This window comes from Ideonella benzenivorans (assembly GCF_020387415.1).
GTDB lineage: Bacteria > Pseudomonadota > Gammaproteobacteria > Burkholderiales > Burkholderiaceae_C > Ideonella > Ideonella benzenivorans.
This window is the reverse complement of the sequence record NZ_JAGWCB010000007.1, coordinates 58230-83889: the sequence shown is the minus strand read 5'-3', so window position 1 is coordinate 83889 and position 25660 is coordinate 58230. Positions and strand designations below refer to the sequence as shown.

Here is a 25660-nt window from a genome sequence, read left to right as displayed (position 1 = left end):
GCGGGGAACACTACTCTTCCACGAACCGATAGACACGCGGTGACGGTTCATCCCCGCGCTCGCGGGGAACACTCTGACATGGCTGACCAAATAGACCCCCGCGACGGTTCATCCCCGCGCTCGCGGGGAACACACGGTGAACGGCGTCGCCTCGAAGCAGACCGCCGGTTCATCCCCGCGCTCGCGGGGAACACACCAAATGCAATCCATTGTCCCATCTTGGAAAAATGGGAGGCCTGGGTTCTACCGATTGATTGGGTTGTTAAGGAGCGGGGTTGTCCGGCGGCAGGAAGTTCACCAGACGCAAGCCGTCGTAGTCCACTGGCTCTCGCCGGTTGGCACCCAGGGTCTGAAAGTCATAGCCGGATTCACTGGGGCTGGCCCATGCCATGACGACGTTGCCGTCCTCGTAGCCTTGGGCCAGCTGTTCCCAGATCATTTCCCGGACGCGGCGCGAGACGTCGCCGACGTAGACCCCGGCCCGCACCTCCAGCAGCCAGATGGCCAGCCGCCCGCGCAGGCGGGGTGGCACGTTCTCGGTGACGACGACCAGAAATGTCACGTGGACCTCATTGGCTGCGGTGGCCGGCGTCACCCAGGCTGTCCGGGTTGGGAATGGCGGGGGGCACCGCCTCCGCGGGGGCTTCGGGCGGCGCAATGCCGCCGGCCGACAACACGTCTTCGATGGTCGGGATGATGCGCTCCAACAGCTTGCTGCTGCGAAACAGATCCCGGCAGCCCAGGCGGACCGCGCGTTCCGGCTCCGGTGGGGACTGGGCGGCGATGCGGAAGGCCAACGGCACCACGGTGTCGAACTTGAACAGGTCGGCCACGTCGTAGACGAAGGACAGCGGCTTGCCGGTGTGGATGAACCCCACGGCCGGCGCGTAACCGGCAGCCAGCACGGCCGCCTCGGAAATGCCGTACAGGCAGGCCGTGGCGGCCGACAGGCAGCGGTTGGGCACGTCGGCCGCATCCCACTGCTGGCGGTCGTAGTTGCGGGCCTGCCAGTTCACATGGTGCTGCTGGGCCAGCAGCTGGTAGGTGGCCCGCACGCGGGCGCCCTCGATGCCGCGCAGCTGTTCCACGCTGCGGCGCGCCGGGGCAGGCTCGCCAAAGCGCAGTTCGTACATCTTGCGAACCACCTTCAGCCGCAGCTCATCGTCCAGCGCCAGCTTGGCCTGGTAGAGCAGCCGGTCGGCCCGGGCCCCGCCGGGTTGCCCGCTGGCATACAGGCGCACACCCGATTCACCCACCCACACCAGCAGAGTGCCCACCAAGGCGGCCAGCCGGACGGCCGCGTGCGACACGCGGGTGCCGGGCTCCAGCATGATGCAAGCCACCGAGCCGACCGGAATGTGGGTGCGCACGCCCACCTTGTCGATCAGCACGAAGGCGCCGTCCAGCACGTCCACCTGACCGTACTGGACGAAGACCATCGAGATGCGGTCTTTCATGGGCAGGGGCTTGAGCGGTGGCAGCAGGTTCATGGGCAGCGCGCCAGGCTGAGCAGGCCGCAGCCAAAGGCCTTGCCCGGGCCGATGCCGGCCGCCAACGCCTGCTGCAGGGCCGCGGGCTCGGTCACCTGCAACAGGCCCTCGAAGCCCACCTGCAACAGGCTCAGCCGGGCATCGCCCTTGCGGCTGTCCAGCCGGTTCTGCCCGGTTACCAGCACGGTCTCGACGGCGAAGCCGTGCCGGGCACCCTGGCGTTGCAGCCAGCCGAGCTGGTCCGCTTCGGCGGCCAGGCCACGGCGCTTGCCTTCCCGGGTGACGGTGGGGTTGGCCCACAGGCGGAAGCGGCAACGGGCCGAGGCCTTCAGCCAGGGGTCCAGCGCCAAGGCCTTGGTTTCCCAGGGGCACTCGGCCTGGAGGTAGCCCGGCAGCGCGGCCAGCACCGCCCAGTCGGCGGCATGGCTGGATTGCACCAGCAGCTCGGGCGCCCGCCAGGGGCTGGTGGGCTCCAGCCGCCACAGGAAACGCGGCGGGGCCTGGGTGGCATCGGCCACGAAGGCCCGCACCAGCGTGCGGTGCATCTCGTAAGGGTCGGCCAGGTCGCGCCGGGCCTGGGCACTGCGCGGGTCAAGCCGCAGCCGGGTCAGGTACATGCGCCCCTCCAGCAAGACGAACGGTGACAAAACGGGGGCCGAAGCGGCGTTGGGCAAACGGCGCCACGGGCTGGTCCAGCCGCACCGCGCCTTCGGCCGGGTCTTCCAGCACCAGGCGCAGCAGGCCCGGCGGGCGGGGCATCTCGGCCGAGTCGTAGCCGCCCAGGGCCGGCTCCAGCGGCTGGTCCACCAGGCCATCGGGCAGGTGGACGGGGCGCGAGGGCACCAAGCTCTTGCGGCCCAGCGCCAGGGGCCAGACGGGGGCCTTGAGGGCGGCATGGATGCGGGTGAGCAAGGCGGTGTCAGCGCCCTCCAGCCCGACCAGGAACACCGCGTCCGACAGGTAGTACCGGGGGCTGACCACGGTCCGGGTCAGATCGGCCTTGCCGGTGGCCGCGATGACCACGCCGGTGGCGGTCTGGTAGTCGCGCAGGGGCACGCCCTCGCGGTCCACTCGCACGCCCATGCGCAGGGCGGCCAGGTCGTCGACCGGCTCGGCCCGGTCCCGCCCCAGCGCCGCGCAGACCAGGCCCAGCACGCCGGACTTGGAAGGCTCCAGCTGGGTGTCGCGCTCGTCAAACCGGCTGGTGGTGCCCCAGGACTGCATCGGCCCCTGCAGGCGCAGCAGCAATGTGGTCATGGTGCTCAGCCCTCCAGGGCGTCTGCGGCCAGGGTCTGCGCGCTGGCGGCCAGCGCAGCCAGGTTGGCCTGGAGTTGGCCGTGTCCCGCCGGCCAGCGGCCCGTCAGGTCCAGCAACAACCAGCGGTCCTCGGGCTGGCCATAGACGGCGGCCAGCTTGGCCTCGTAGTCGGCCAGGCGCTGCACCGACTGTGCCGTCAGCGCGGCATCACCCCGCGGCGTGACCGGCTGCTCGAACGCGTTGGCCAGGCTCAGCGGCGCGGCGTGGCGCAGGCACACGCCCACGAACTCCGGCGGGTTGTGGGCGGCAAAGCTGTTTTGCTTGCCGCTGGGAATGGCCCGCACCAGGGCCTGGGTGAAGGCGGCCACGGCCGACAGGGTCAGTTCCCGATCGCCCTGCAGGTTGGACAGCAGCTTGTGCAGGTCCAGCACGGCATAGCGGTACAGCGTGGCGGAGTTGAACTCCACCTGGCCGATCATGCCGGCGCCGGTCTCGTCGGCATCCCCTTCATCGTCCACCGCGGTGAAGTAGTCGAACTCGCGCTCCACCCGGTGGGTGCTGATGGCGTGCGCCACCTGGCAGGCCGCGTCCTGGTTGACGGCGGGCAGGTCGGCCAGCATGCGGCCGAACAAGGCCACGTCCACCGCCTTGCCACCATCCAGCAAGGCCGTGGCCTGCTTGGTGAGCTCGGCGGGCAGCGCGGTCTTCGCTTCCTTCTTGCTCTTCTTCTCGCCGCCGACGGCGGTCAATTCGTCCCAGTGCTGGTCGATCAGCTGCGCCAGGCCGGCCACTTCGCGGTGTCCCAGGAACAGCAGGTACTCGGTCTTGCCATCGTCCTTCAGCTTGAGACCCACGCCCGCCAGCACCAGCTCGATCTTGTGCCGGGCCTCCTCGGGGTCGCGCCCGGCCAAGCGTTCCTGCAGCAGCGCCAGCAGCTTCTTGGTGCGCACGGCCCGGTGCTCCGGCGCCACCAGCTCATGGGCCTGGGCCGTCAGCCGCACCGCGCGCTTGAGGCATTGGCTGCTGATGCGGGCCCGGCGCTGCCCGCCAAACAGCGCGTCCTTGGGTGCGCCGGTGTCGTCACGGTTCAGGTTGGACGGGGCGAAGTTTTGGATCAGATGGAATTCGAGGAACAGGCTCATGGTGTGGATCTCCCTTCAATCGGCGGGGGTGGGGGTGGCGGGGGCCGCAGCGGCATCCGCCGCGGCACTGGCGTGCAGCGCGCGGTAGAAGTCACGCGCCCAACGCTGGCGGATGTCGTCGAGCCGGTCCGCCTGCTGGGGGTAGGCCTCTGGGGGGCTCAGCCAGACCTGCAGGTCCAGCAGCAGGCGGGCGTAGTCCAGCCCCAGCCCATCGGCGGCCAGCAGGCTGATGGCCTGGCGCAGGTGATCCAGCACGCCCTCGGCGTCGGCGCCCAGCAGGGCGATGAAACGGTGCTCGATGCTGGGACTGTTGTCGCGGTGGTGCATCAGCTCACCCAGGCTGGTGGCCAGGCTGGCCGCGCGTTGGCTGGGGTGCCGGGCGAAGAGGCCGGCCACCGCATACAGCGCGAGCCGGCGGCCATCCTGGGCGCTCCACTCGGGCTTGGCAAAACGCTCCACGTAGGGATAGGCCGGCGGGTAGCGCCCGGGGGGAAAGGCCAGGCTGTGTCGCAAGGTGGCCAGGGCGCCGCGGTCCCGGCCGTCGGCCAGGCCAGCCAGGTGCTGGATGAATGCTGGGGCGTAGTCGTTCACGTCAGGCCTCCTCCGGGGTGGCAAGGGATGGATGACAAGGCAGGTGCTGCTTCAGGGCCCCCTGCAGACGGGGCCAGAACAAGGCGTCGGCCTTCAGGGCCTGGGGCGAGCGGCCCAGGCCGCGCCAGACGGCATCCCAGGCCTGCAGGGCAGCGTCATGCAGCGTGGCCTGCCAAGCGTTGAGGGCCTGTTCGGCCCGGTCGTGGGCCAGGGCCTGCATCAGGGCGGGCAAGGCACGCTGGGCCGCGGCGTAATAGCTGGCGGTGAAGGGGCCGGCCTCCAGCAGGGCCCGGGCGCGGGCCCGGGTGTCTTGGCTGGTCGGGTCGGGCAAGGTGGCCGCCAACAGGCCCACCGCCAGCTGGGCCACGGCGCGGTGCACGCTCTCGGCCAGGGCTACCTGCTCGCGCAGCTCGGCGGCTTTGTCCGGGTTGGCCGTCAGGGCCGTGGGCAGGGTCAGGAACTCGGAACGCCAGCGCAGCAGCTTGGCCTTCTCGCTGGCCAGGCCGGCCACCAGCAGCGGCTGGTCGGGCACGGTCCAGCCCATCGCCTGGTGCAGGGCCACCGCGAACTGCAGGGTGGCCGCGGCCTGGCTGGACAGGCCCTCTGCCGCAGCCGGCATGGGCACCATGGCCGGCAGATCCCGCCAGAAGGCCCTGCCTTCGGTGAACCCCACGCGCACCAGGCCCTGGCTGCCCACCCGGAAGCAGGCCATCGGGTCGGGCGCGTGGGACTCGTCGGCCAGCGCCCAGCCCGCCGCAAAGTGCAGCCAGCGCACCTGTCCATCGGCCTCAGGCACCAGCAGCACGGCCCGGCTCTGACGGGTGTAGCGGTCGTTGGGGCCGCTGGCGGGCACGGGCTCGCCCTGCAACTGCGCCAGGGTCAGCGGCGGCCGCTCCCAGGCGGGCAGGTCCACGTCCTCCTCCCCGGGGCGGGGGGATGGATGCAGCGCCAGGCAGAGGGTCTGGGCCAGCGTGGCACCCACCGGCAGGATGGCGGCCGTGTTCGCCAGCGGCCCGGCCTTGTCGGCGTCGCGCAGGCACTTCACCAAGCCGCCGGGCGTGAACTGCAGAAAGCCCAGCAAGGTGCCCAGTGCCTGCGCGGGCGCCAGCGCCGTCGGCTGGGTGTCGACGGCGTGGTCAAACACCACCGGCGTGTTGCCGTTCGCGCTGGCCAGGGCGATCTGGGTCCACGGCTTGCGCTTGTCCCGGGTCGCAGGCGCCTCGGACAGTGCCGCCACCTGCAAAAAGGGCTGCTGCGGGTGGAACAGCGCGAAATGGTCCCGCCAATGGTCCAGGTAGTCCTGCACGGCCGGCAGGGGCAGCCCGTCCCGGAACCAGCGGACGCGATCGGCCGGGCGCCAGTGCCCTTGCGCCCGCGTCAACGCACGGTGGGTAATGGCCAGCAGCAGGCGGTACTGGGCGACGAGGCTGGGCGGAGCGGTCTCGGCCAGGGCCACGATCTCCCCGCTGCGCTGAAACACCTCGCGCAGGCCCAGGTCCACCACCCGGCCGTCGGTCAGACGGACCGGCAGCCAGGGTTCGTCGAGCAGGCAGAAGTCCTTGCTCATGCAGTCTCCTCGGGTGCGGCCGCCGGGGGGGCGACCTGTTCATAAACCAGGCCCAGGGCCGCGTCCAACCGCAGCTGCAGCGGGCCGATGGCGCAGCGCCCCTCCTGCAAGCGCAGCGGCTGCAGGTACTTCAGCAGGGGGTGCTCTCTGAACGCCACAGGCGGTTCCTGCGCCAGGACATGCTTGACCACCGCCCCATGCGACACCTTGAGCTGGCGCGCATAGAGGGCCCGCGCGGTGGCGTCGTCCACCGCTTGGTCTGGCGCGAAGACGGGGCCGCCCGCACGGACCTGCCAGCGGCCATCGGGCAGCACCGCCACCGGCACCAGGGTGACGGCATCCTGGCCCTGGCGTGTGCAGTTCTCCAGCCCAATGCCGCCCTCCTCTTCCTCATGCCCGCGGGGCTTGTGGGCGTAGGCTTCCTCGGGCACATCGGCCGGATCCAGCGCCACCAGGCGCGATTCGGTGCGCTGCTTGTGCACCCCGGCCACATAGGCCCCGTAAGCACTGATGTCGATGAAGTCTTGCACCGCCGCCTGCAGCCCCTCGGGCAGCGGGGTGTCGATGTCGTAGACGGCCTGGACCAGGCGGTCGATGTCCTGCGGCAGCTGCAGGGTGCTTTCCTGCGCCAGCAGCGCCCAGGTCCGGCACAGGATGTAGGGCTCGTACACAAAGCCCCAGGCGGTCTTCTTCAGCTCGGGCAGGTGCCCCGGCACCAGCCCGGCCACCCACAGCCGGGCCTGGCTGTGCGCGGCCGGCCGTGCGCGGGTGTGGCGGTGCAACCGGCCGGCCCGCTGCAACAGCAGGTCCACCGGCGCAAGGTCGCTCAGCATGAAGTCGAAGTCGATGTCCAGTGACTGCTCCGCCACCTGCGTGGCCACCAGCAGCGCCTGGGCGGGCCGGTCCCCGTCCGGGCCAAAGCACCGCAGCACCTGCGTCTCGATGGCCTGCCGGTCCTCCATCGGAAAACGGGCGTGGAACAGCATCACCGGCACCTGTGACCCCAGCGCCCCGCGCAGCAGGCGGTAGAGCTGCTGGGCCCGGTCCACGGTGTTGACAATCACGGCACCACAGCCGCCCTGAGCCAGCAAGGCCAGGGCCTGGGCCGCCAGCGCCGCCACGTCTTCACCCAGCCCGTGCACGGTGATGGGCGCCAGCGGACGGGCCCCGAAGTGCTCGCCCCGCACGCCCTGGGCGTCCACCAGGGACACGCGAGGGTAGTCCAGCGCCGGCCAGTCGTTTGCCCCGGTGCCCCAGGCGCGGATCAGCTCGTCGCGCCGCGCCCGCGGCAGCGTCGCACTCATCAGCACCACCGAGCAGCCCAGCGCGCGCAGCCAGCGCAGCAGGGCGACGATCAGGCCGCTGGTGTAGCTGTCGTAGGCATGCACCTCGTCCAGCACCACCACGCGATTGGCCAGGCCCCACAGGCGCACGAAGTGGTGCTTGACGTTGAGGACGCCGTACAAGGCCTGGTCCACCGTGCCAACACCGTACGGGGACAGCAACGGCCGCCGACGCTGCCCGAACCAGGCCGAGGCCGAGACGCTCTCGTCGGGCGAGTGGTCGATCTCCTGCAGGTGGCGCAGTTCCTCGTTCATCGCGGCGCCGCCATGCACCAGCTGGATGTCGACCCGCGCCGCGCTGAAGTGCGCCAGAAAGCCGTGGGCCCGGCTGAACAGCGCGTTGCCGGTGGCCTGGGTAGGCAGGGCGACGTACAGGCCGCGGTGGCCCAGCAGGCTCTGCAGGCGCAGGTGGGCCAGAAAGGCCAGCTCGGTCTTGCCCTCGCCCATGGGGGCCTCCACCAGCATCAGGCAAGGGCCAGCGACCTGCCGCAGCAAGGCGTCCCCCGCCTGCTGCAGGGGGCGGGCCGTCAGGCCGGGGCGATCGACCATCTGCGCGATCAGCGCATCGACCGGGCGAGCGTCCGCGGGTGGCAGCAAGGGGCGGCTGGCGTGCCAGCCGATGGCATCCAGTGCCGCCTCGGCCAGGGTTCGCGCGGCGGCCAGGTGCCCCGGCAGGTCGTCTGCCCGCTCGCCCAGCGGAAACCAGGCGACGTTGGAGGCGATCCAGTCGGCCACGCTGGTCAGGCCGGCCAGCCAGTTCACCACCGACAGCGGCAGGCTGGGCGAGCTCGGCCCCCCGGGCGGCGCCACGGTCGACCAGTAGGCGCTCAGCAATTCGGCGCGGGCGGCCGCCCAGGCGGGGGGCTCGCCGCGCGGGTGCCCACCTTCGACTTCGGTGGGCAGGAAGTGGTAGCCATGGTGGGCGCTGATGGCCTGGCTGACCGCGCGCAGCCAGCTGAGATCCCCCGCCACCCGCCCGGACAGCAGCGGGCCCAGCAGCTTGGCCGTGGCCAGGGCGTGGTTGCCAGCCCGCAGGGCCTGTTCAGGCGCCTGCAGCCCCACAGCCCGCAGGCGCTGCCAGCCCGGGTCCCACTTGACCTGGAACCCGGGGATGGCCTTGCCAAAGTCATGCAACCCCACCAGCGCGGCCAGCCAGCGGACAACGTCCGCCTCGGGCCAGCCCAGCGCCTGCCCGGCCCAGTGGCGGGTGGTTTGCGGTTCGCGCGCCAGAATGGCCTCGACCACGGCCGCCACGTCCAGCATGTGGGCCAGCAGGCCATGCCCCTGGGGTTCACCGCTCTTGGCCCACAGCAGGCGGGTGGCTGGCGACAGATGCGAATAGGACAAGGACGCGGCCAAAACAGATCCCCTGGTTGGTTCGAAGGGATCCTGCAAGCCGCAAGGCGCATGGCGTGAGCCACCGCACTGACCTTCCAACACCTTGGATGACAACCGCCGGAGCGGCCCATAGCCGAATGACACCACAGGCCGGTGTACGGGTTCGAGTCGACACAAACCGACACATCCTCAACACAGGGGACGGAGCGCCACCCCGAGTGGCCGCTGGCCTGGCACGCCATTCGCTTGGCCGCCCAGCCCACCCACACGGGCGGCGTTCGCCGTCCGTTATGTAATCAACACCACAATGTTGAACGATTCAACACCCTCAGAAAGTCCTGACATGAACCGCCTTCGTCGCACCCTGCTCCCGGCCCTGGGGCTGCTGCTGGCCTGCCACCTGCCCGCCTGGGCCGACACGCTGATGCTGGGCGCTGGCGCGGGGTACCGACGCCCGGTGACCGAGCTGCTGGCCCGGTTCGAGCAGGTGAGCGGCCACCATGTGGACCCGCTCTATGCCCACCTGAGCGGCGTGGTGGCGCAGGCCCGGCAGACGGGACAGATCGCGGTCATCCTGGGGGACCAGGCCTTTCTCGACAAGGCGGGTGTGGCCTGTGCCGAGACCCTGCCGTTGGGGCATGGCCGGCTGGTGCTGGCCTGGCCCAAGGGGCCGGGCCTGAGCGAGGTGAAGCAGCTCACCGAACCCCGCTTTGCCCGCATCGCCCTGCCCGACGCCAAGGCGGCCATCTACGGCATCGCCGCCACCGAGTTCCTGCAGCGCAGCGGGCTGCAGGGGCCGCTGGCCGGCCGGCTGCAGCAGGCAGCCACCGTGCCGCAGGTCTCGGCCTACCTGATCAGCGGCGAGGTGGATGCCGGCTTTCTGAACCTGACCGACGTGCTGGGCATCCGCGACAAGATCGGCGGCTACCTGGAAATCGACCCGGCACTGTATTCGCCCATCCGCATCGTGGCCTGCGTGCTGGACGGCCACACGGCCGACCCGACGGTGCGCGCGCTGGGCGCCTTCCTGCAGACGGCGGACGCCAAGACCATCCTGGCCCGCCACGGGCTCTGAGCCAGGGCCGCGGGCAAACCCCGGGTGGCAGGCTGGGGTGGCGGCGCTAACCTGCCTGCGGGCCTGGTCCACAAGACGGGGCCCCAGGACCATGCCCGCCCCTTGCCTCTCGCTCATTCTTGGTGAACACCTGGCCCGCAGCGTGCGGGGTCGCCCTGGCGCGCCGCCGCGGCGGTGATGACGTGCCTTCGCCCCGGCCCTCGCCGGCCGGGCAGAACACCCCATCACCAGGAGACACCATGGTTCAGCCCGATTCCAACCCCATGGGCCTGTGCGGCTTCGAGTTCGTCGAATTCGCCTCGCCCCGTGTCGGCCAGCTTGAAGAGCTGTTCCCCCGCATGGGCTTCACGCTCGTGGCCCGCCACCGGTCCAAGCAGGTGCTGCTCTACCGCCAGGGCGACATCAACTTCATCGTCAACAACGAGCCCCACAGCCTGGCCACCTACTTTGCCGCGGAGCATGGCCCCTCGGCCTGCGGCATGGCCTTCCGGGTGCGGGACGCCCACCAGGCCTATGCGCTGGCCTTGTTGCGGGGGGCGCAGCCCATCGAGATCCCGACCGGCCCGATGGAGTTGCGCCTGCCGGCCATCAAGGGCATCGGCGGCGCACCGCTCTACCTGATCGACCGCTTCGAGGACGGCAAGAGCATCTATGACATCGATTTCGAGTTCCTCGAGGGCGTGGACCGTCACCCCGTGGGCTTCGGCCTGAAGCTGATCGACCACCTGACCCACAACGTCTACCGCGGCCGCATGGCCTTCTGGGCCCGCTTCTACGAGCAGCTGTTCAACTTCCGCGAGATCCGCTACTTCGACATCCAGGGCGAGTACACCGGCCTGACCAGCAAGGCCATGACGGCGCCAGACGGGCTGATCCGCATCCCGCTGAACGAGGAGTCCAAGAAAGGCGCGGGCCAGATCGAGGAGTTCCTGATGCAGTTCAACGGCGAGGGCATCCAGCACGTGGCCCTGCTGACCGACGACCTGCTGGGCACGATCGACCAGCTGGCGCTGGCCGGCGTCCCGCTGATGACCGCGCCCAACGACGCCTACTACGAGATGCTGGACGAGCGCCTGCCCGGCCACGGCCAGCCGATCAACGCGCTGAAGACGCGCGGCATCCTGCTCGACGGCAGCACGGCCGGCGGCACGCCGCGTCTCTTGCTGCAGATCTTCTCGCAGACGCTGCTGGGCCCGGTGTTCTTCGAGTTCATCCAGCGCCAGGGCGACGAAGGCTTTGGCGAGGGCAACTTCAAGGCCTTGTTCGAATCGATCGAGCGGGACCAGCTGCGCCGCGGCGTGCTGGAGGCAGTATGAGCGGCGCCCTGCCCCTGCCCGCGCTGCCCTTCCGGCTGGGCGGCGTGCACCACGCTGCCTACCGCTGCAAGGACGCCCAGGAGACCGTGCTCTGGTACCGCCAGATGCTGGGCATGGAGTTCGTGCTCGCCATCGCCGAGGACCGGGTGCCGTCCACCAAGGCGCCAGACCCGTACATGCATGTCTTCCTGGACGCCGGCGGCGGCAACGTGCTGGCCTTTTTCGAGCTGCCCACCCAGCCGCCGATGGGCCGCGACCCGGCCACCCCAGCCTGGGTGCAGCACATCGCCTTCAAGCTGCCAGACCGGGCCGCGCTGCTGGCCGCCAAGGCCCATCTGGAGGCCCAGGGCGTCGAGGTGCTGGGCGTGACCGACCACAGCCTGTTCCACTCGATCTACTTCTTCGACCCCAACGGCCACCGGCTGGAACTGGCCTGCCCCGACCCGGACGAGGCCGCCCTGCTGGCCCGGCTGGACGCGGTGAAATGGGCCATGCTGGACGAGTGGGCACAGACCCGCCGCGCCCCCCGGCAGGCGGCCTTTCTGCATGCGCGGGAGCTGGGCACGGCGGAGGCGGCGCGATGAGCACCTACCTGCCCGACGCCACGCACGCGGCCGCGGCGCGCAGCTGGGTGGCCAGCGCCAATGCGCCGGCCTGCGACTTCCCGCTGCAGAACCTGCCCTACGGCCGCTGGCGCCGGCCCGGCGACAGCGACTGGCGCCTGGGCGCGGCCATCGGCGACCAGCTGCTGGACCTGGCCGAAGCCGGCCTGGTGCCGCACGGCGACATGAACCGGCTGATGGCCTGGCCGCTGAGCGAGCGGCGGCGCCTGCGGCAGGCCTTGTTCGAGGGCCTGCACGAAGGCAGCCCCCGCCAGGCCGACTGGGCGGCCGCCCTGCACCCGCAGGCCAGCGTGGAACTGGGCGTGCCCTGCGAGATCGGCGACTACACCGACTTCTACGCCAGCATCCACCACGCCACCACGGTGGGCCGGCAGTTCCGGCCCGAGCAACCGCTGCTGCCCAACTACAGCTGGGTGCCCGTCGGCTACCACGGCCGGGCCTCGTCCATCGTGGCCAGCGGCCAGCCGGTACGGCGCCCCTGGGGCCAGACCCGCCCGCCCGAGGGCGGAACCCGCCCCCGCTTCGGCCCCTGCCGGCGGCTGGACTACGAGCTGGAACTGGGCCTGTTCGTCGGCGCTCCCAACGCCTTGGGCGAGCCGGTGGCGCTGGGCGAGGCCGAAGCCCACCTGTTCGGTGTGGCCCTGTTCAACGACTGGAGCGCCCGCGACCTGCAGGCCTGGGAGTACCAACCGCTGGGCCCCTTCCTGGCCAAGAACTTCGCCAGCAGCGTCTCGCCCTGGGTGGTGACGATGGAGGCGCTGGCGCCGTTCCGCGCGCCACTGCAGCGGCCGGACACCCAGCCCGCGCCCCTGCCCTACCTGGACAGTGAGGACAACCAGCAGCAGGGCGCCCTCGACATCCAGCTGGAGGTCTGGCTGCAGACGCCCGCGATGCGGGCCGCCGGCCACGCGGGCGACCGCCTCTCCACCAGCAGGGCGGCCGACGCCTTCTGGACCCCGGCCCAGCTGCTGACGCACCACACGGTGAACGGCTGCAACCTGCGCAGCGGCGATCTGCTGGGCACGGGCACGCTGTCCGGCCCGGCGCCCGAGCAGGGCGGCTCGCTGCTGGAACTGAGTGCCGGCGGCCAGCAGCCGCTGCGCCTCAGCAACGGCGAGCAGCGCAGCTTCCTGGAGGACGGTGACACCGTGGTCCTGCGGGGCTTTTGCGAGCGCCCCGGCTGGCGCCGCATCGGCCTGGGCGAATGCCGGGGCACGGTGCTGCCCGCGCGCACCGGCTCAGAGTGAACCGACCGGCGCCGCGCGGCGCCGGGCCTTGTCCTCGTACATGTCGCGGTCGGCATCGTGCAGCAGCGCGTCCAGGTCCTCGTGCCCGCCGCCGAACACGCGGATGCCCACGCTGGCACCATGTTCGTGGCAGGCGCCATCCCAGGTGAAGGGGCGGTCCAGCGCCCGCTGCACCTTGTCGCGCACCGTCTGTGCGGCCCGCAGGGCCTCGTCTTCGCTGTGGCCCAGGCCTTCGCACAGGATCACGAACTCATCACCGCCGAGGCGCCCCACGGTGTCGTTCTCGCGCACCACCGCCTGCAGGCGCACCGCCACCTCGATCAGCACCTGGTCGCCCATCGCGTGGCCATGCCGGTCGTTGAGCTGCTTGAAGCGGTCCAGGTCCACGAACAGCACCGCCGCATGCGCCTGGGTGCGCCGGCAGCCTTGCTGGATGTGCAGCAGCCGCTCCATCACCAGCCGCCGGTTGGGCAGCCGGGTCAGCGGATCCAGAAAGGCCATCTCGCGCACCTGCCGCTCCAGCGCCTTCTGACGGGTGATGTCGCGCGCGATGCGCGAGGTGCCCAGCACCCGGCCCTCGCGGTCGACGATGGGCGACAGGGCCACCGACACCGCGATGCGGTGCCCGTCCCGGTGCAAGCGCTCGGTCTCGAGATGTTCGATCGCCTCGCCCTGGCGCAGGCGCTCCAGCAGGCCCTGCTCCTCCACCTGCCGATCGGCGGGGAACAGCCGCAGCAGCGGCTGGCCCAGCATCTCGGCCTGCGTATAGCCAAACATCGCTTCGGCCGCGGGGTTCCAGCCGGTGACCAGCCCGTCCGGCGTGGTGGCGATGATGGCGTCGCACGAGGAGTTGACGATGGCCTCGCTGCGACCCTGCGCCGCGTCGACCGCCTGCCGCGAGCGCAGCAGCAGGGCCCACACCGTCAGGAAGGCCACGCCGATGGCGGCCAGGGCCAGCCCCAGCACGCTGGCATCCACCCGGTTCCATCCCTTGGGAAAGTCCGTCTCCGGCAGGCCGACCAGCAGGTACAGGTCCTGACCATGGACACGCCGGTAGGCATTGATGCGCGCCACCCCGTCCACCGGGACGACCGCCACGTACTCGCCCTGCTCAGGCGCCCGGGCCAGAGCCTGCCGCAGCTGGTCGGACACTTGGCTGCGCCCCACGTCATCCTGGCTGCCGCCCGGCCAGGGACGGCGGTAAACCAGGGCCAGTTGGCTGGCCGTGCGCAGCGTGGCCGCCCCGGTCCGCCCGAGGTCGATCCCCTTGAACACCGGGTCGAAGGCCTCCACCGCCACCTCGGCGTGGGCCATGCCGGCCAGTTGGCCGGCGCCGTCGTGCCAAGGCCAGGAGTACAACAGCACCCACACGCGCTCGGACGGCTTCCAGAGCGGACCGGTCTGCAGCACCGTGTTCGAACGCCGCCAATCCAGCGTCTGAAGGTCGGGCAGCGGCGGAGGGGAATGGCGAACAGCACCCCAGACCCAGACCGGCCGGTTGTGCGCATCCACCAAGTACACCCCCCGCACGACCGGCACCGCCCGGGCCATGGCCTCCAACTCCTGGGCCAGCACTGGCGAGGGGGGCAACGAGGCGTCCTTCAGGCGCACGGTGGCCACATGCAGCAGGATGTCCACCCGCGCCAGCAGATCCCCGACCCGGCCTTCGAGCAGGCGGGCCAGGTTCTGGGTCGAGGCCGCCGCCCGTTCGCGCTGCCGGTTGCGCTCCTGCCAGATCGACACCCCGGCCAGCGACACCACCAGCACCGCCACCAGCGAAGTGACGACCGCCGCCACCACCACGGGGGAGCGGCGCAACGAAGTGAGGGCACCTGCAACAGGCCGGAGGGGCATGCGGACTTCCTGTGGAGGGACACCGTCTGGCCAGGCCAGGTCGACTTTTCCAGTGTGACACAGGCCTCTGGGCCGCGGCGGCGGATTTCGGGGGAGGCGGGCTCAGGCCTCGGGCAGTTCCAGCGGCAGCCGGGTCTCGAACTTGGCGCAGTTCATCGCGAACATGCTCTTGAAATTGCGCACGTTGTTGTGAGATGAGAACAACGCCCGGGTGAAGGCGTGGTACTCGGTCATCGTCGCGGCGGTGACGATCAGCAGGAAGTCGAACTCGCCCGAGACCTCCCAGCAGGCCATCACGGCCGGCTGGGCCGCCATCTTCTGCTCGAAGGCGCGCAGCAGCGCGTCGTTCTGCTTGTCCAGCTCGACCGAGACGAACACGGTCAGCGGGCGGCCCACCAAATCGGGGTCGAGCAGCGCCACCTGACGGCGGATCACCCCGCGGGCCCGCAACTGGGCGATGCGGCGCTGGCAGGTGGCGGGCGAGCTGTGCAGGCGCTCGGCCAGGGTGCGCACCGGCACGGTCGCATCCTGCTGCAGCGCTTCCAGGATCTGGCGATCCAGACGGTCCAGGGCTTGAGACATCTGCTCATTTTGCCGGCCATCTTGAGACAGGGGCCGCATCCCAATGGGACAAAACGAGTCCCCTTGGCAGCGCAGGCCCCCAACAATGGGGCCCTGCCCCGGAGTCGCCGATGAACAACCCGCCCCTGCCCGCGCCCGCCCCCGACACCTGGGTGCGCTGGCGCCACCACCTGCACCGCTTCCCGGAAACCGGCTTCGAGGAACGCCAGACCGCCGACTACGTGGCCCAGGTGCTGGGCGTGCTGGGCCTGGAGGTGCACCGCGGCCTGGGCGGCACCGGCCTGGTGGCCAACCTGCGCGTGGGCCAGGGCCGCGGCGTGATCGGCCTGCGGGCCGACATGGATGCGCTGGCCCTGGGCGAGCAAGCGCCGGGACGGGCCCATGCCTCGCAGCACCCGGGCCGCATGCATGCCTGCGGCCACGACGGCCACATGGCGATGCTGCTGGCCGCCGCCCAGTTGCTCAGCGAGCAGCGCGACTTCGACGGCACGGTGCGCTTCATCTTCCAGCCAGCCGAGGAACACGGCCGCGGCGCTGCCGCAATGATGGCCGACGGCCTGTTCGAGCGCTTTCCGGTGGACGCGATCTACGGCCTGCACAACCTGCCCGGGCTGGCGGCCGGCCACATCGCCACCCGGCCGGGGCCGATGATGGCGGCCGAGGACAATTTCGAGATCCGCATCACCGGCCGCGGCGGCCATGCCGCCCGCCCCCACATGGCGGTGGACCCGCTGGTGATCGGCGCCGAGATCGTGCTGGCGCTGCAGACGGTGGTGGCGCGAGCGGTCGACCCGGGCGAATCCGCCGTGCTGTCCTGCACCGAATTCCAGACCGATGGCCTGCGCAACGCGCTGCCCGGCCAGGTCGTGATCCGCGGCGACACGCGCAGCTACACGCCGGCGGTGCAGGCCCTGCTGGCGCAGCGCATCCGCGCCATCGCCACCGGCGTCGGTGCCGCCCATGGCGCGCAGGTCGCGGTGACGTACACCCACGAGTTCGCCCCCACCGTGAACTGGCCGGCCTGCACCGAGGCCGCCCTGGCGGCCGCCCGGGCCGTGGTTGGCCCTGCGAACGTGCAGGCGGACTACCCGCCGCTGATGATCTCCGAGGACTTCGGCGCCTTCCTGCAGCGGGTGCCCGGCGCCTTCATCTTCCTGGGCAACGGCACGGGCGAGCAGCCCGGCGCCCTGCCGCTGCACAACGCCGGCTACGACTTCAACGACGCGCTGCTGCCCGTGGGCGCGCGCTACTTCGCCGAACTGGTGCGCCAGCAACTGCCGCGCGCCGCCCACTGACCCTTCGCCGCTTCCGCTGCCGATGTTCTTCGCCAATCCCGCGGCCACCCGCCGCCCCTACGACCCGGCCTTGGCCGAGGTGCTGAACCTGTCCGCCGCCCACCGGGCCCGTGCCGATCTGGCGCACTGGCCGCTGATGGCCCCGCAGCCCACCCCCGCCTGGCGCCTGCCCCGGTTGGCGGCGGCACTGGGCCTGGGCCAGCTCACGCTCAAGGACGAATCCTGCCGCTCGCCGCTGGCCAGCTTCAAGACCCTGGGCGCGCCGTTCGCGCTGCTGCGCCTGGTGCAGCGCCGCTGGCCCGAGGCCGGCTTCAGCGCCGCCGACCTGCTGGGCGGCCGACACGCCGCCGCGCTGCGTGACTTCACCGTCATCAGCGCCACCGATGGCAACCACGGCCGGGCCCTGGCGGCCGCCGCGCAAAGCCTGGGCTGCCGCTGCGTGATCGTGCTGCACGCCCAGGTCAGTCAGGAGCGGGAGCAGGCAATCGCCGCCTATGGCGCGGAGATCGTGCGCATTGCCGGCAACTACGACGAATCGGTGCGAGAGGCCGAGCGGCTGGCCCGCGCGAACGGCTGGGACGTGGTCTCCGACACCTCCTACCCCGGCTACGAGGCGGTACCGCGCGACGTGATGCAGGGCTACGCCATCCTGGCCGACGAGCTGCTGGACCTGGCGCCCGCCGACGGGCCCTGCCCCTGGACCCATGTGGTGCTGCAGGGTGGCGTGGGCGGCATGGCCGCCGGCGTGGTCAGCACGCTGTGGGAGCGCTATGGCGCGGCCCGTCCGCGCTTCATCGTGGTCGAGCCCGAGCAGGCCGACTGCCTGCTGCAAAGCGCCCGCGCCGGGCAGCCGGCCGTCGCCAGCGGCAGTGTCGATTCATTGATGGCCGGGCTGGCATGCGGGGAGCCCTCGCCGCTGGCCTGGCGCTTCCTGCAGCCGGCCGTGGACCTGTTCATGACCGTGGACGACGCGCTGGCCCAATCCGCCATGGTGCGGCTGGCCCATGCCACCGAGGGCGATGTGCCGGTGCTCTCAGGCGAATCCGGCGCGGCGGGCGTGGCCGCGCTGCTCGCGCTGCAGGCCCACCCGGCGCAGGCCCAGGCCCTGGGCCTGGACGCGCACAGCCGGGTGCTGGTCTTCAGCACCGAGGGCGCCACGGCCCCCACCCTCTACCGCACCCTGACCGGCCTGCCGGCCGACGCGGTGCGCTCGGCCCAGACCCACTGGCTGCAGCGCCACGGCCCGGACGAGGCCAGCCTGATGGACCGGCTGGAAGCCCACGCGGCGCTGGGCGCCACGCCCGAAGGCGGCGTCTGCCGCCTGGCCCTGACCGACGCCGACCGGGCCGGCCGCGACACCCTGGTGGCCTGGATGAAGGCCCAGGGGCTGGACGTGCAGGTGGACCAGATCGGCAACCTCTTCGGCACCCGGCCGGGCCGACAGCCCAAGGCTGCGCCGGTGATGCTGGGCTCGCACATCGACACCGTGGCCACCGGCGGCCGCTACGACGGCAACTACGGCGTGCTGGCGGGGCTGGAGGTGCTGCGCTGGCTGGACGCCCACGGCGTGCAGACCGAGCGCCCGCTGGTGCTGGCCGCCTTCACCAACGAGGAGGGCGCGCGCTTCCAGCCGGACATGATGGGTTCCCTGGTGCATGCGGGCGGCCTGCCGTTGCAGCAGGCGCTGGACACCGTGGCCATCGACGGCGCGCGCCTGGGCGACGAGTTGCAGCGCATCGGCTACGCCGGCCCGCTGCCCTGCGGCAGCATCCGGCCGCACGCCTTTCTGGAGCTGCACATCGAGCAAGGCCCGGTGCTGGAGGTCGAAGGGCTGGCGATCGGCGCGGTGCAGGGCGTGCAGGGCATCTCCTGGCAGGAGGTGACGCTGCGCGGCCAATCGAACCACGCGGGCACCACGCCGATGCACCTGCGCCATGACGCGGGCTATGCGGCCGCGGCCATCGCCGTGTTCCTGCGCGAACTGACGCAGCGCCTGGGCCCGGGCCTGGTGGCCACCGTGGGCGCGCTGAGCCTGCGCCCCAACCTGATCAACGTGATCCCCGGCACGGCCACCCTGACCATCGACCTGCGCCACACCGACGAGGCCCGGCTGCAACAGGCCGAGACCCAGTTGGCGGTGCGCGTGGCCGAACTGGCCGAGGCCGAGGGTCTGCAGATCAGCAGCCGGCGGCTGGCGCGCTTCGAGCCGGTGCCGTTCGACGAGCGGATCGTGCGCCTGGTGGAGACGGCCGCCCGCACCCGCAGCCTGGCGTGCCGGCGGCTGCATTCGGGCGCCGGCCATGATGCGCAGATGCTGGCCCGCATCGCACCCACGGCGATGATCTTCGTGCCCAGCGCCGGCGGGCTGAGCCACAACCCGCGCGAGTACACCGCCCCGCGCGAGCTGACCCAGGGCGCTCAGGTGCTGCTGGACGTGGCCTGGACGCTGGCCGACGAGCCGGTGGCGAACTGAGCAGCCGCGCCCCCTGCGGCGCCATCCTCCAGCCGGAAGTGGGCCACCACCGAGGCCAGGCGCTGGGCCTGCTCGCGCAGGCTCTCGGCTGCGGCCGCCGACTGTTCGACCAGCGCCGCGTTCTGTTGCGTCATCTGGTCGAGGTTGGTGACGGCCTGGTTGACCTCGCCAATGCCCTGGCTCTGCTCCGCGGTGGCAGCGGTGATCTCGCCCACCACATCGGTGACCCGGCGCACGGAGGAGACAATGTCTCCCATGGTGTCTCCGGCCTGCCCCACCAGGCGGGCCCCGGTTTCGACCTTCTCGACGCTGGCCCCGATCAGGGTCTTGATCTCCTTGGCGGCCTCGGCGCTGCGCTGCGCCAAGCTGCGCACCTCGCCGGCCACCACCGCGAAGCCGCGGCCCTGTTCGCCGGCCCGGGCCGCTTCCACCGCGGCGTTCAACGCCAGGATGTTGGTCTGGAAGGCAATGCCGTCGATCACCCCGGTGATGTCGGCAATCTTCTGGCTGGCGTGGTTGATGTCGTTCATCGTGTGCACCACGTCCGACACCACCCGGCCCCCTTGTTCGGCCACGCCCGCGGCCGACGAGGCCAGCTGGTTGGCGGTGCGGGCGGCATCGGCGCTCTGGCGCACGGTGCTGGTCAGCTGCTCCATGGAGCTGGCTGTTTCCTGCAGGTTGGACGCCGTCTGCTCGGTGCGCGCACTCAGGTCGGTGTTGCCGGTGGCGATCTCCCGCGCGGCCACCGAGATGCTGTCCACCGACTGGCGCACCTGGGTCACGGTGCCCCGCAGGGCGGTGACCATGGACACCAGGCGGCCCAGCATGCTGCCCGGCGCCGTCTGGGGCAGCTGCACGGCCAGATTGCCGTGCGCCACCTCATCCATCACCCGCGACGCCTCGGCCGGGTCTCCACCGATCTGCCGCAGCACGCCGCGGCTGATCATCCCGCCCAGGAGCACCAGCAGCACCAGCACCACCGTGACCTTGGCGCCGGTGCGCAGCTGCTCGCCCAGCACGGCCGCCTGCACGTCGTCCGTGTACACCCCTGAGCCCACCAGCCAGTTCCAGCCCTCCACCTTCATCAGGTAGAGCTTCTTGGGCACGGCCTGGGTTTCACCCGGGCGCACGAAATCGGTGTCCAGCTCGGCCCGCCCGGTCCGGCTGGCCGCCATCGCATCGATCATCAGCTGGATCACGTCGCCGCCACGGGCGTCCTTGATCTGGCCCAGCTTGACCTGGCCCTCCCAGGACGGGTTCACGGCGTGCATCACGCTGCGCCCCTCGGTGCTCCAGATGAAGATGTACTCCTTCATCCCATCGCCGTAGCGGACTTGGCGCAGGGCTTCCTTGGCGGCCGCCTGGGCCTGGGCCTCGGTCATCTTGCCGGCCAGCACCTGCTGTCGGAACCCCTCGGCCAGCCCATAGGCGGATTCCACCGCCGACACCAGCTTGCCCCGGTGCGCCGCCTCGGTCAGGCGCGAGACCTGGATCAGCGATTGAACCGCCAGCGCAAACACCGCCACCACCGCGGCGCCCACCAGCACGAATATCTTTTGTCGGAATGACAGTCTGTCGATCATCAAGCACTCCCCATTGGGTTCCAGGCACGACACCTCGGCGGCGCCCACGAAGCGTCCCGCGGTCAGATGCGAGAAAACATGGGCAGCACGTGTGTCGCAGCCTCCCAGTGTGGCGGGAGCGCCCCGATCCCGATGGGGGATGAAACGGCATCAACCCGGCGCTGTTGCAAGCCTCTGCGAGAGGCACCGCACAGCGCGATTTGCGTCAGGTCAACGCCGTTGGGCCAACTGCCGCTTAGGGCCGTCGCATGACAGCCGCGGCAGTGGTCAAGCGGGCTTCAGAGCTCGCCGGTCAGGAACTGGGCCCGGCCACCGCCGAAGGACCAGTCCTCATCGCTGTTGATCACGAAACTGACCATCAGGTCGTTGGGCGAAATGCCACAGCGGCTTTCCAGCGTCTGCGCCATCAGCTTGTAGAAGGCCTGCTTGGCTTCCTTGGAACGGGGGCGGGAGACCACTTCCAGCAGCACGAATTTCTCGCTGCGGGGGATGCCCAGGCCCGTGTCCAGGGCGCGCAGCATGTGGGCGTCGTGCTCCAGCACGATCTGGTAGCGGTCGCGTTCGGGCACCTTGAAGGCCTCGAGCATGGCCTCGTGGGCGGCGTCCAGGAGCGTGTCGATCTCTTGACGGGAACGGCCGCGGATGATGTTGAACTTCAGCAATGGCATGACAACCTCGAATCGAACAAAACGGAATCTGTCTCCTCCGCGCTCCGATTGAGGACTTCTGGCCCAGCGGTTCTCACCCATTTGGGGCAAGCAGCCTGGCTGATGAAAATTGTAAGCAAGAAGTGCGCCTTCTAATTCCGCCCGTGGGCCGGGCCAGGCTCACAGTTCGTCAATGGCGGTGCGGGTGGGCGCCGTGTCCCCCGGCGCGCCGATCACGAAACGCTCGTTCGTCTTGACGTAGAAGCTGGCGCCGAACCGCCCCACCGGGTGGTAATCCTGCAGCCGCACCCGCCAGGTGTCGGTGTCCACCAGCCCGTCACGCACATGCAGCCAGCGCACCCGGCCGATGAACACGTAGCGGCTGTCGGTCTCCATCGTCTCGTGCAGGGTGCATTCGAAGGCCACCGGCGCCAGCGCGATGCGTGGCGGCCGCACCGACTGGGACGGCGCGGTCGCCAGCCCGAAGCGCTCCAGCTCGCTCACCTCCGGCGCCAGGCTCTCGCCGCAGGCGTGCATCTGCTCGGCCAGGGGCTCGTCACACAGGTGCACCACGAACTCGCCGTGGGCCAGGATGTTCGCCGCCGTGTCCTTCAGCCGACCGTCCTGCAGGCGGTTGACCGACAGCATCAGGATCGGCGGGTCCTCACCGATCATGTTGAACATCGAGAACGGCGCGGCATTGACCACGCCTTGCGGCCCCAGCGTGGTGACCCAGGCGATCGGGCGCGGGACGATCAAGCTGGCCATCAGCTTGTAGCGCTGGTAGGCCGTCAGCCCCGAAAAATCGATGTCCATTCCAGTTCCTTGCAGGTTCCGGGGGCTGCCGGCCGGGTGGCCATGGCGTGAAGGTCCTCCACGGCCCCCCTTGCAGCGATCCTAGCAAGCGGGTGAGGGCATCCCGCCGCCCGGTCGCCCCGGAACCTGGCCCGGCTCAGTGCCCGCGCCCCGCCTCAAACTGGCGCTTGAGCTTGGCCAGCGTCGACGCCAGCCGCTCGGGCGTGGTGATGGCCGCGATGAAGCGGTCGGGGCGAACCACCACCACCGTGTCACGCACCTGCCCGAACCATTGCTCCAGGCGGTTGTCGACATCCTCCACGCACACCACCCCTTCGGTCTGCAGCGGCTGGTGGCGCCCGTACCCGCTGCGGGAGCGGTTGACCTGGATGAAGCGGGTGTCCAGGGCCCGCCAGGTGGCCTGCGCCTCCTCGCCGAGATGGGCGATGGGGTTGGTGCGAAAGCCAATCACCGCGTACCAGGGGCCCAGCACATCGTCCAGCCGTTGACGCTGGCCTTGGGCATCCTCGACCCAGGGCTGAATGAACAGCTGCCCGACCTGGTCCTCTTCGCGCACGTCCAGCGGGCGCTCATGGTGGACCAGCCCCTGGGTCAGGATGGCGCGCGGCTTGAAGCGGAATTCCAGCAGGTGCTCGCGCAGGCTGTCGACCGTGTCCACGGCCTGGAACAGCCAGTCCCGCACACCGGCGACCAGCGGGTTGGTCATGCCCAGAACGGCCCCCATGTTGTCGGCCAGGGTGATCAGGTCGGTGGCATGGCCACGGCGTTCGGTGTCATAAGTCTGCAGAATGGCGGCGTCGGCCCGACCCAGCACCACCATCGCCACCTTCCAGCACAGGTTGCCCACGTCGCGCAGGCCGGAGTTCAGGCCCTGGCCGGCCCAGGGCGGGGTGATGTGGGCCGCGTCGCCGATCAGCGCCACCCGCCCCTTGACGAAGCGCTGGGCCACGCGCGAGTTGTGGGTGTAGGCGCGGATGCGGATGATCTCCAGCCGGTCGACCGCATCGCCGATGTGGGCCCGGATCAGGCGCCGGATGTTGCCCTCCTCGCACATCGTGTCCTCATCCTCGTCCTCCATCAGCATGAACTCCCAGCGCCGCTGGCGGTAGGGCAGCTGGATGCAGACGAAGGGCCGCTGCGGGTTGGCATGCAGGGCGGTGTAGGGGGCGTCGAGCTCATCGTTCACCGCATCGACCACGACCCACTTGCGCGGGTGGGTCAGGCCCACCAGCTCCAGGCCCAGCAGCTTGCGCACGCTGGAGCGCCCGCCGTCGGCGCCCACCACGACCTGGGCCCGCAGCGCATAGAGCTCGCCGTCGGGCTGCTTGACCGTCAGGGTGACGCCGGCCTCGTCCTGCTGGAGTTCGGTCATCTCGTGGCCCAGGCGCAGGTCCACGCTGGGCCGGCGGACCAGATGCTCGCGCATCGTGGCCTCCAGCAGCTGCTGCATGAACAGGTTGCGCATGGGCCAGCCGTTGTCCACGCTGGTGGGCTTCACTTCGGCAAAGCAGGTCCCGCGGGCGTTGTAGTAGCGCAGCGGCACGTGGCTGATCATGTCCTGGTGGGCATCCTCGGCCACACCGACGGTCTGCAGCACGCGCAGGGCCTCGTCGTCCATGCCAACGGCGCGTGGGTACGGCAGGATGTCGGTGGCCGTCTCCAGCACCACGCAGTCCAGCCCGTACAGGCCCATGTGGTGAGCCGCTGCAATGCCGTTGGGGCCACCGCCCACGATGACCACTTGGGTGTTGTGAAGTTTCATGACTGTGCTCCTGAAAAAGTGAGGGGGCCGCGCTCAGAAGATCGGTTCGAGCGTGATGGGGCGGCTGGGGCCCCCCGCAGCCTGGAAACGCGCCTTGGCGCGGGCATCCTCGTGGTCCGTCTCGAGGAAGAACTCCAGGCGGTTGCCATCGGGGTCGGTGAAGTACAGACCAATGCCAATCTCGCGGTCGGTGATCTTCACGATGGTCACGTTCTTCGACAGCAACATGCCGTACAGGCGCCGCAGCGTGTCGAGATCGCCAGCGACCTCCATGCCGTAGTGCTGCAGGCCCAGGCCGCCCTGGTGGGCCCCTGCCTCGGCCTGGATCAGGGCGATGTCATGGTGCTTCTGACCGAAGGACATCATGATCCAGTGCTCGGAGCGGCCGCACTCCTGCATGCCCAGCACATCGGCGTACCAGCGGGCTGAGGCATCGGGATCGGAGACGAACAGCGCAATGTGGTTGCGCACGATGGTGGGCTTCATGCTCGGCTCCTTCAGCGCTTGTGCGCAATCGACTGGTGGGCCGGGTGGATGTCGGCCACGGCCGGCGACCACAGCACATCGCTGATCTCGCTGAACTCACGCCACTGCTTGCGCCAGCCCAGCCCGCCGTCGCCGGAGGTGAACAGGTGGCCGTACTTGGTGCCGGCGATCACCTGGCGCGCATCGGCCGGGTTCACCGCGATGGCCCAGAAGCAGGCGTTCGGCTGCTGTGGCAGCGGCAGCACCTCCCAGTGCTCGGCCGCGTCCCGGCTCACCAGGATGCGGCTGGTGGTGCCGGGCGTGCCATCCGAAATGCCCAGGTAGAGGGTGTCCTCGCTGCCGGCAGGCGCGCCCAGCGTGCGGGCGTAGTACAGCCCGTAGTCGTCATGGGGCAGCATGCCTTCCCAGGTCTGGCCGTCGTCGTGACTGCGGTAGACGGCATTGACGCAGACCACCACCACCGTCTTGCGCCCGTGGTTGGGCAGCACATGGATGGCGTGGATGTCGGTGTGGAAGTCCCACAACAGGCGATCGTCCACGCGCTCCCAGTGGTCGCCCCCATCGGCACTGCGGAACAGGCCGCCCTCCTCCAGCCCGAACCAGAGGCGGTTGCGATCGGTGGGGTCGAAGGCGAAGGCCAGCAGGCGCGGACGGTTCACGCCGGCGCAGAGCTCGGGGATGTCCACCGGCGCGCGGGTCCAGCTGCGGCCACCATCCAGCGAACGCCACAGCACCGCCCGCGAAGGCGCACCGGTGCCCACGAAGATGCGCTGGGCATCCTGTGGGTCCACCGCCACCTTCCAGACGGTCTGGCCATCGAACGGGGCAGACACCCGCTCCCAGCGGCCACCCACATCGTGGCTGACGCACAGCCCCATGTCGGCGCCGGCATAGACCGTCGCCGGATCGGCGGGACTGATCGCCAGGGACCGGACCACCGAATCGAACTCCATCACCTGCCGCAGTCCCAGCCGATGCCAGGAGGCCCCGCCATCGGCACTGCGCAGCACCCCCTGCCCGGCCGTTCCCACCAACCACGTTCCTTCGCTCACGTTCGGCACTCCTTTGAAAGAGATGCAGCGGGCAGGCCGCCCACCGCTGAATTAATTGCTGAATTCTCATTTAGACGAAAACAAGCAATTTGATGGAGCGCAAACGTCTGCCTTCTCCGGC

22 protein-coding genes and 1 CRISPR repeat array (1 of these 23 running past the window's edge) are annotated in these 25660 nt (G+C 70.5%); of the genes, 6 read left to right on the top strand and 16 right to left on the bottom strand.

All coding sequences use genetic code 11. The annotated features are described in order from the left end of the window. A CRISPR array of direct repeats spans positions 1-194; the repeat unit is 29 nt; unit sequence CGGTTCATCCCCGCGCTCGCGGGGAACAC; it reaches 5084 nt to the left of the window's first position. Positions 195-262: 68 nt separating this feature from the next. The 8 genes from cas2e to cas3 are packed head-to-tail and all read right to left on the bottom strand — an operon-like array spanning position 263 to position 8737. After that, positions 263-562 carry a type I-E CRISPR-associated endoribonuclease Cas2e gene (cas2e, locus tag KGA65_RS03460; RefSeq protein WP_225861754.1) on the bottom strand — a complete coding sequence of 100 codons (300 nt, stop codon included), beginning with the start codon at positions 560-562 and terminating at the stop codon, positions 263-265. A 7-nt stretch (positions 563-569) separates the two neighbouring features. Beyond that, a complete protein-coding gene (cas1e, locus tag KGA65_RS03455) occupies positions 570-1457 on the bottom strand; it encodes a type I-E CRISPR-associated endonuclease Cas1e (RefSeq protein ID WP_225862171.1) in 888 nt (295 codons plus the stop codon). A gap of 29 nt (positions 1458-1486) precedes the next feature. Beyond that, entirely contained in the window at positions 1487-2107 is a 621-nt protein-coding gene (gene cas6e, locus KGA65_RS03450) for a type I-E CRISPR-associated protein Cas6/Cse3/CasE (RefSeq protein WP_225861753.1), read from the bottom strand. Further along, complete coding sequence (gene cas5e / locus KGA65_RS03445) at positions 2082-2747, bottom strand: type I-E CRISPR-associated protein Cas5/CasD (protein WP_225861752.1); 666 nt, start codon at positions 2745-2747, stop codon at positions 2082-2084. Before cas5e ends, cas6e begins: the two co-directional genes overlap by 26 nt. 5 nt (positions 2748-2752) lie before the next feature. Further along, positions 2753-3889: a type I-E CRISPR-associated protein Cas7/Cse4/CasC gene (gene cas7e, locus KGA65_RS03440; RefSeq protein WP_225861751.1), complete on the bottom strand. Its 1137-nt coding sequence runs from the start codon at positions 3887-3889 to the stop codon at positions 2753-2755. A 15-nt stretch (positions 3890-3904) separates the two neighbouring features. Further along, positions 3905-4480: a type I-E CRISPR-associated protein Cse2/CasB gene (casB, locus tag KGA65_RS03435; protein ID WP_225861750.1), complete on the bottom strand. Its 576-nt coding sequence runs from the start codon at positions 4478-4480 to the stop codon at positions 3905-3907. 1 nt (position 4481) lies between these two features. After that, complete coding sequence (gene casA / locus KGA65_RS03430; RefSeq protein WP_225861749.1) at positions 4482-6047, bottom strand: type I-E CRISPR-associated protein Cse1/CasA; 1566 nt, start codon at positions 6045-6047, stop codon at positions 4482-4484. Further along, positions 6044-8737: a CRISPR-associated helicase Cas3' gene (gene cas3, locus KGA65_RS03425; RefSeq protein WP_225861748.1), complete on the bottom strand. Its 2694-nt coding sequence runs from the start codon at positions 8735-8737 to the stop codon at positions 6044-6046. Before cas3 ends, casA begins: the two co-directional genes overlap by 4 nt. A gap of 334 nt (positions 8738-9071) precedes the next feature. Here cas3 and modA point away from each other — a divergent pair, with 334 nt between their 5' ends. The 4 genes from modA to fahA all read left to right on the top strand — a co-directional run bounded on the left by modA (position 9072) and on the right by fahA (position 12989). Further along, positions 9072-9803 (top strand): molybdate ABC transporter substrate-binding protein, encoded by a 732-nt coding sequence (gene modA, locus KGA65_RS03420; RefSeq protein ID WP_225861747.1) that lies wholly within the window; start codon positions 9072-9074, stop codon positions 9801-9803. A gap of 239 nt (positions 9804-10042) precedes the next feature. Beyond that, on the top strand, positions 10043-11119 hold the full coding sequence (gene hppD, locus KGA65_RS03415; protein WP_225861746.1) for a 4-hydroxyphenylpyruvate dioxygenase: 1077 nt from the start codon (positions 10043-10045) through the stop codon (positions 11117-11119). After that, complete coding sequence (locus tag KGA65_RS03410; protein WP_225861745.1) at positions 11116-11703, top strand: VOC family protein; 588 nt, start codon at positions 11116-11118, stop codon at positions 11701-11703. Before hppD ends, KGA65_RS03410 begins: the two co-directional genes overlap by 4 nt. Beyond that, positions 11700-12989, top strand: coding sequence for a fumarylacetoacetase (fahA, locus tag KGA65_RS03405; protein ID WP_225861744.1), 1290 nt, complete (start codon positions 11700-11702; stop codon positions 12987-12989). The genes KGA65_RS03410 and fahA overlap by 4 nt, the downstream gene beginning before the upstream one ends. Here fahA and KGA65_RS21010 read toward each other — a convergent pair. Then, the gene (locus KGA65_RS21010) at positions 12981-14807 is read right to left on the bottom strand and encodes a diguanylate cyclase domain-containing protein (protein WP_310740932.1); all 1827 of its coding nucleotides are present in this window, start codon (positions 14805-14807) and stop codon (positions 12981-12983) included. The genes fahA and KGA65_RS21010 overlap by 9 nt on opposite strands. A gap of 138 nt (positions 14808-14945) precedes the next feature. Beyond that, the gene (locus tag KGA65_RS03390; protein ID WP_225861743.1) at positions 14946-15425 is read right to left on the bottom strand and encodes an Lrp/AsnC family transcriptional regulator; all 480 of its coding nucleotides are present in this window, start codon (positions 15423-15425) and stop codon (positions 14946-14948) included. Between the two features lie 110 nt (positions 15426-15535). Here KGA65_RS03390 and KGA65_RS03385 point away from each other — a divergent pair, with 110 nt between their 5' ends. Further along, entirely contained in the window at positions 15536-16720 is a 1185-nt protein-coding gene (locus KGA65_RS03385; protein ID WP_225861742.1) for a M20 aminoacylase family protein, read from the top strand. Between the two features lie 22 nt (positions 16721-16742). Beyond that, complete coding sequence (locus KGA65_RS21160; protein ID WP_225861741.1) at positions 16743-19193, top strand: diaminopropionate ammonia-lyase; 2451 nt, start codon at positions 16743-16745, stop codon at positions 19191-19193. On the opposite strand, the gene KGA65_RS21005 is transcribed toward KGA65_RS21160, so the two are convergent. From KGA65_RS21005 to KGA65_RS03345, 6 genes are all read right to left on the bottom strand, one after another. Further along, on the bottom strand, positions 19139-20776 hold the full coding sequence (locus tag KGA65_RS21005) for a methyl-accepting chemotaxis protein (RefSeq protein WP_310740931.1): 1638 nt from the start codon (positions 20774-20776) through the stop codon (positions 19139-19141). The two genes, KGA65_RS21160 and KGA65_RS21005, sit on opposite strands and share 55 nt — an antisense overlap. Positions 20777-21054: 278 nt before the next feature. Further along, the gene (locus tag KGA65_RS03365) at positions 21055-21444 is read right to left on the bottom strand and encodes a tautomerase family protein (protein WP_225861740.1); all 390 of its coding nucleotides are present in this window, start codon (positions 21442-21444) and stop codon (positions 21055-21057) included. 159 nt (positions 21445-21603) lie between these two features. Beyond that, a complete protein-coding gene (locus KGA65_RS03360; RefSeq protein ID WP_225861739.1) occupies positions 21604-22239 on the bottom strand; it encodes a flavin reductase family protein in 636 nt (211 codons plus the stop codon). A 136-nt stretch (positions 22240-22375) separates the two neighbouring features. After that, positions 22376-24001 (bottom strand): bifunctional 3-(3-hydroxy-phenyl)propionate/3-hydroxycinnamic acid hydroxylase, encoded by a 1626-nt coding sequence (locus KGA65_RS03355; protein WP_225861738.1) that lies wholly within the window; start codon positions 23999-24001, stop codon positions 22376-22378. Between the two features lie 33 nt (positions 24002-24034). Beyond that, a complete protein-coding gene (locus KGA65_RS03350; RefSeq protein WP_225861737.1) occupies positions 24035-24487 on the bottom strand; it encodes a VOC family protein in 453 nt (150 codons plus the stop codon). Positions 24488-24498: 11 nt separating this feature from the next. Beyond that, positions 24499-25539, bottom strand: a complete 1041-nt coding sequence (locus tag KGA65_RS03345) for a beta propeller repeat protein (RefSeq protein WP_225861736.1) — start codon at positions 25537-25539, stop codon at positions 24499-24501. Positions 25540-25660: the final 121 nt, after the last annotated feature.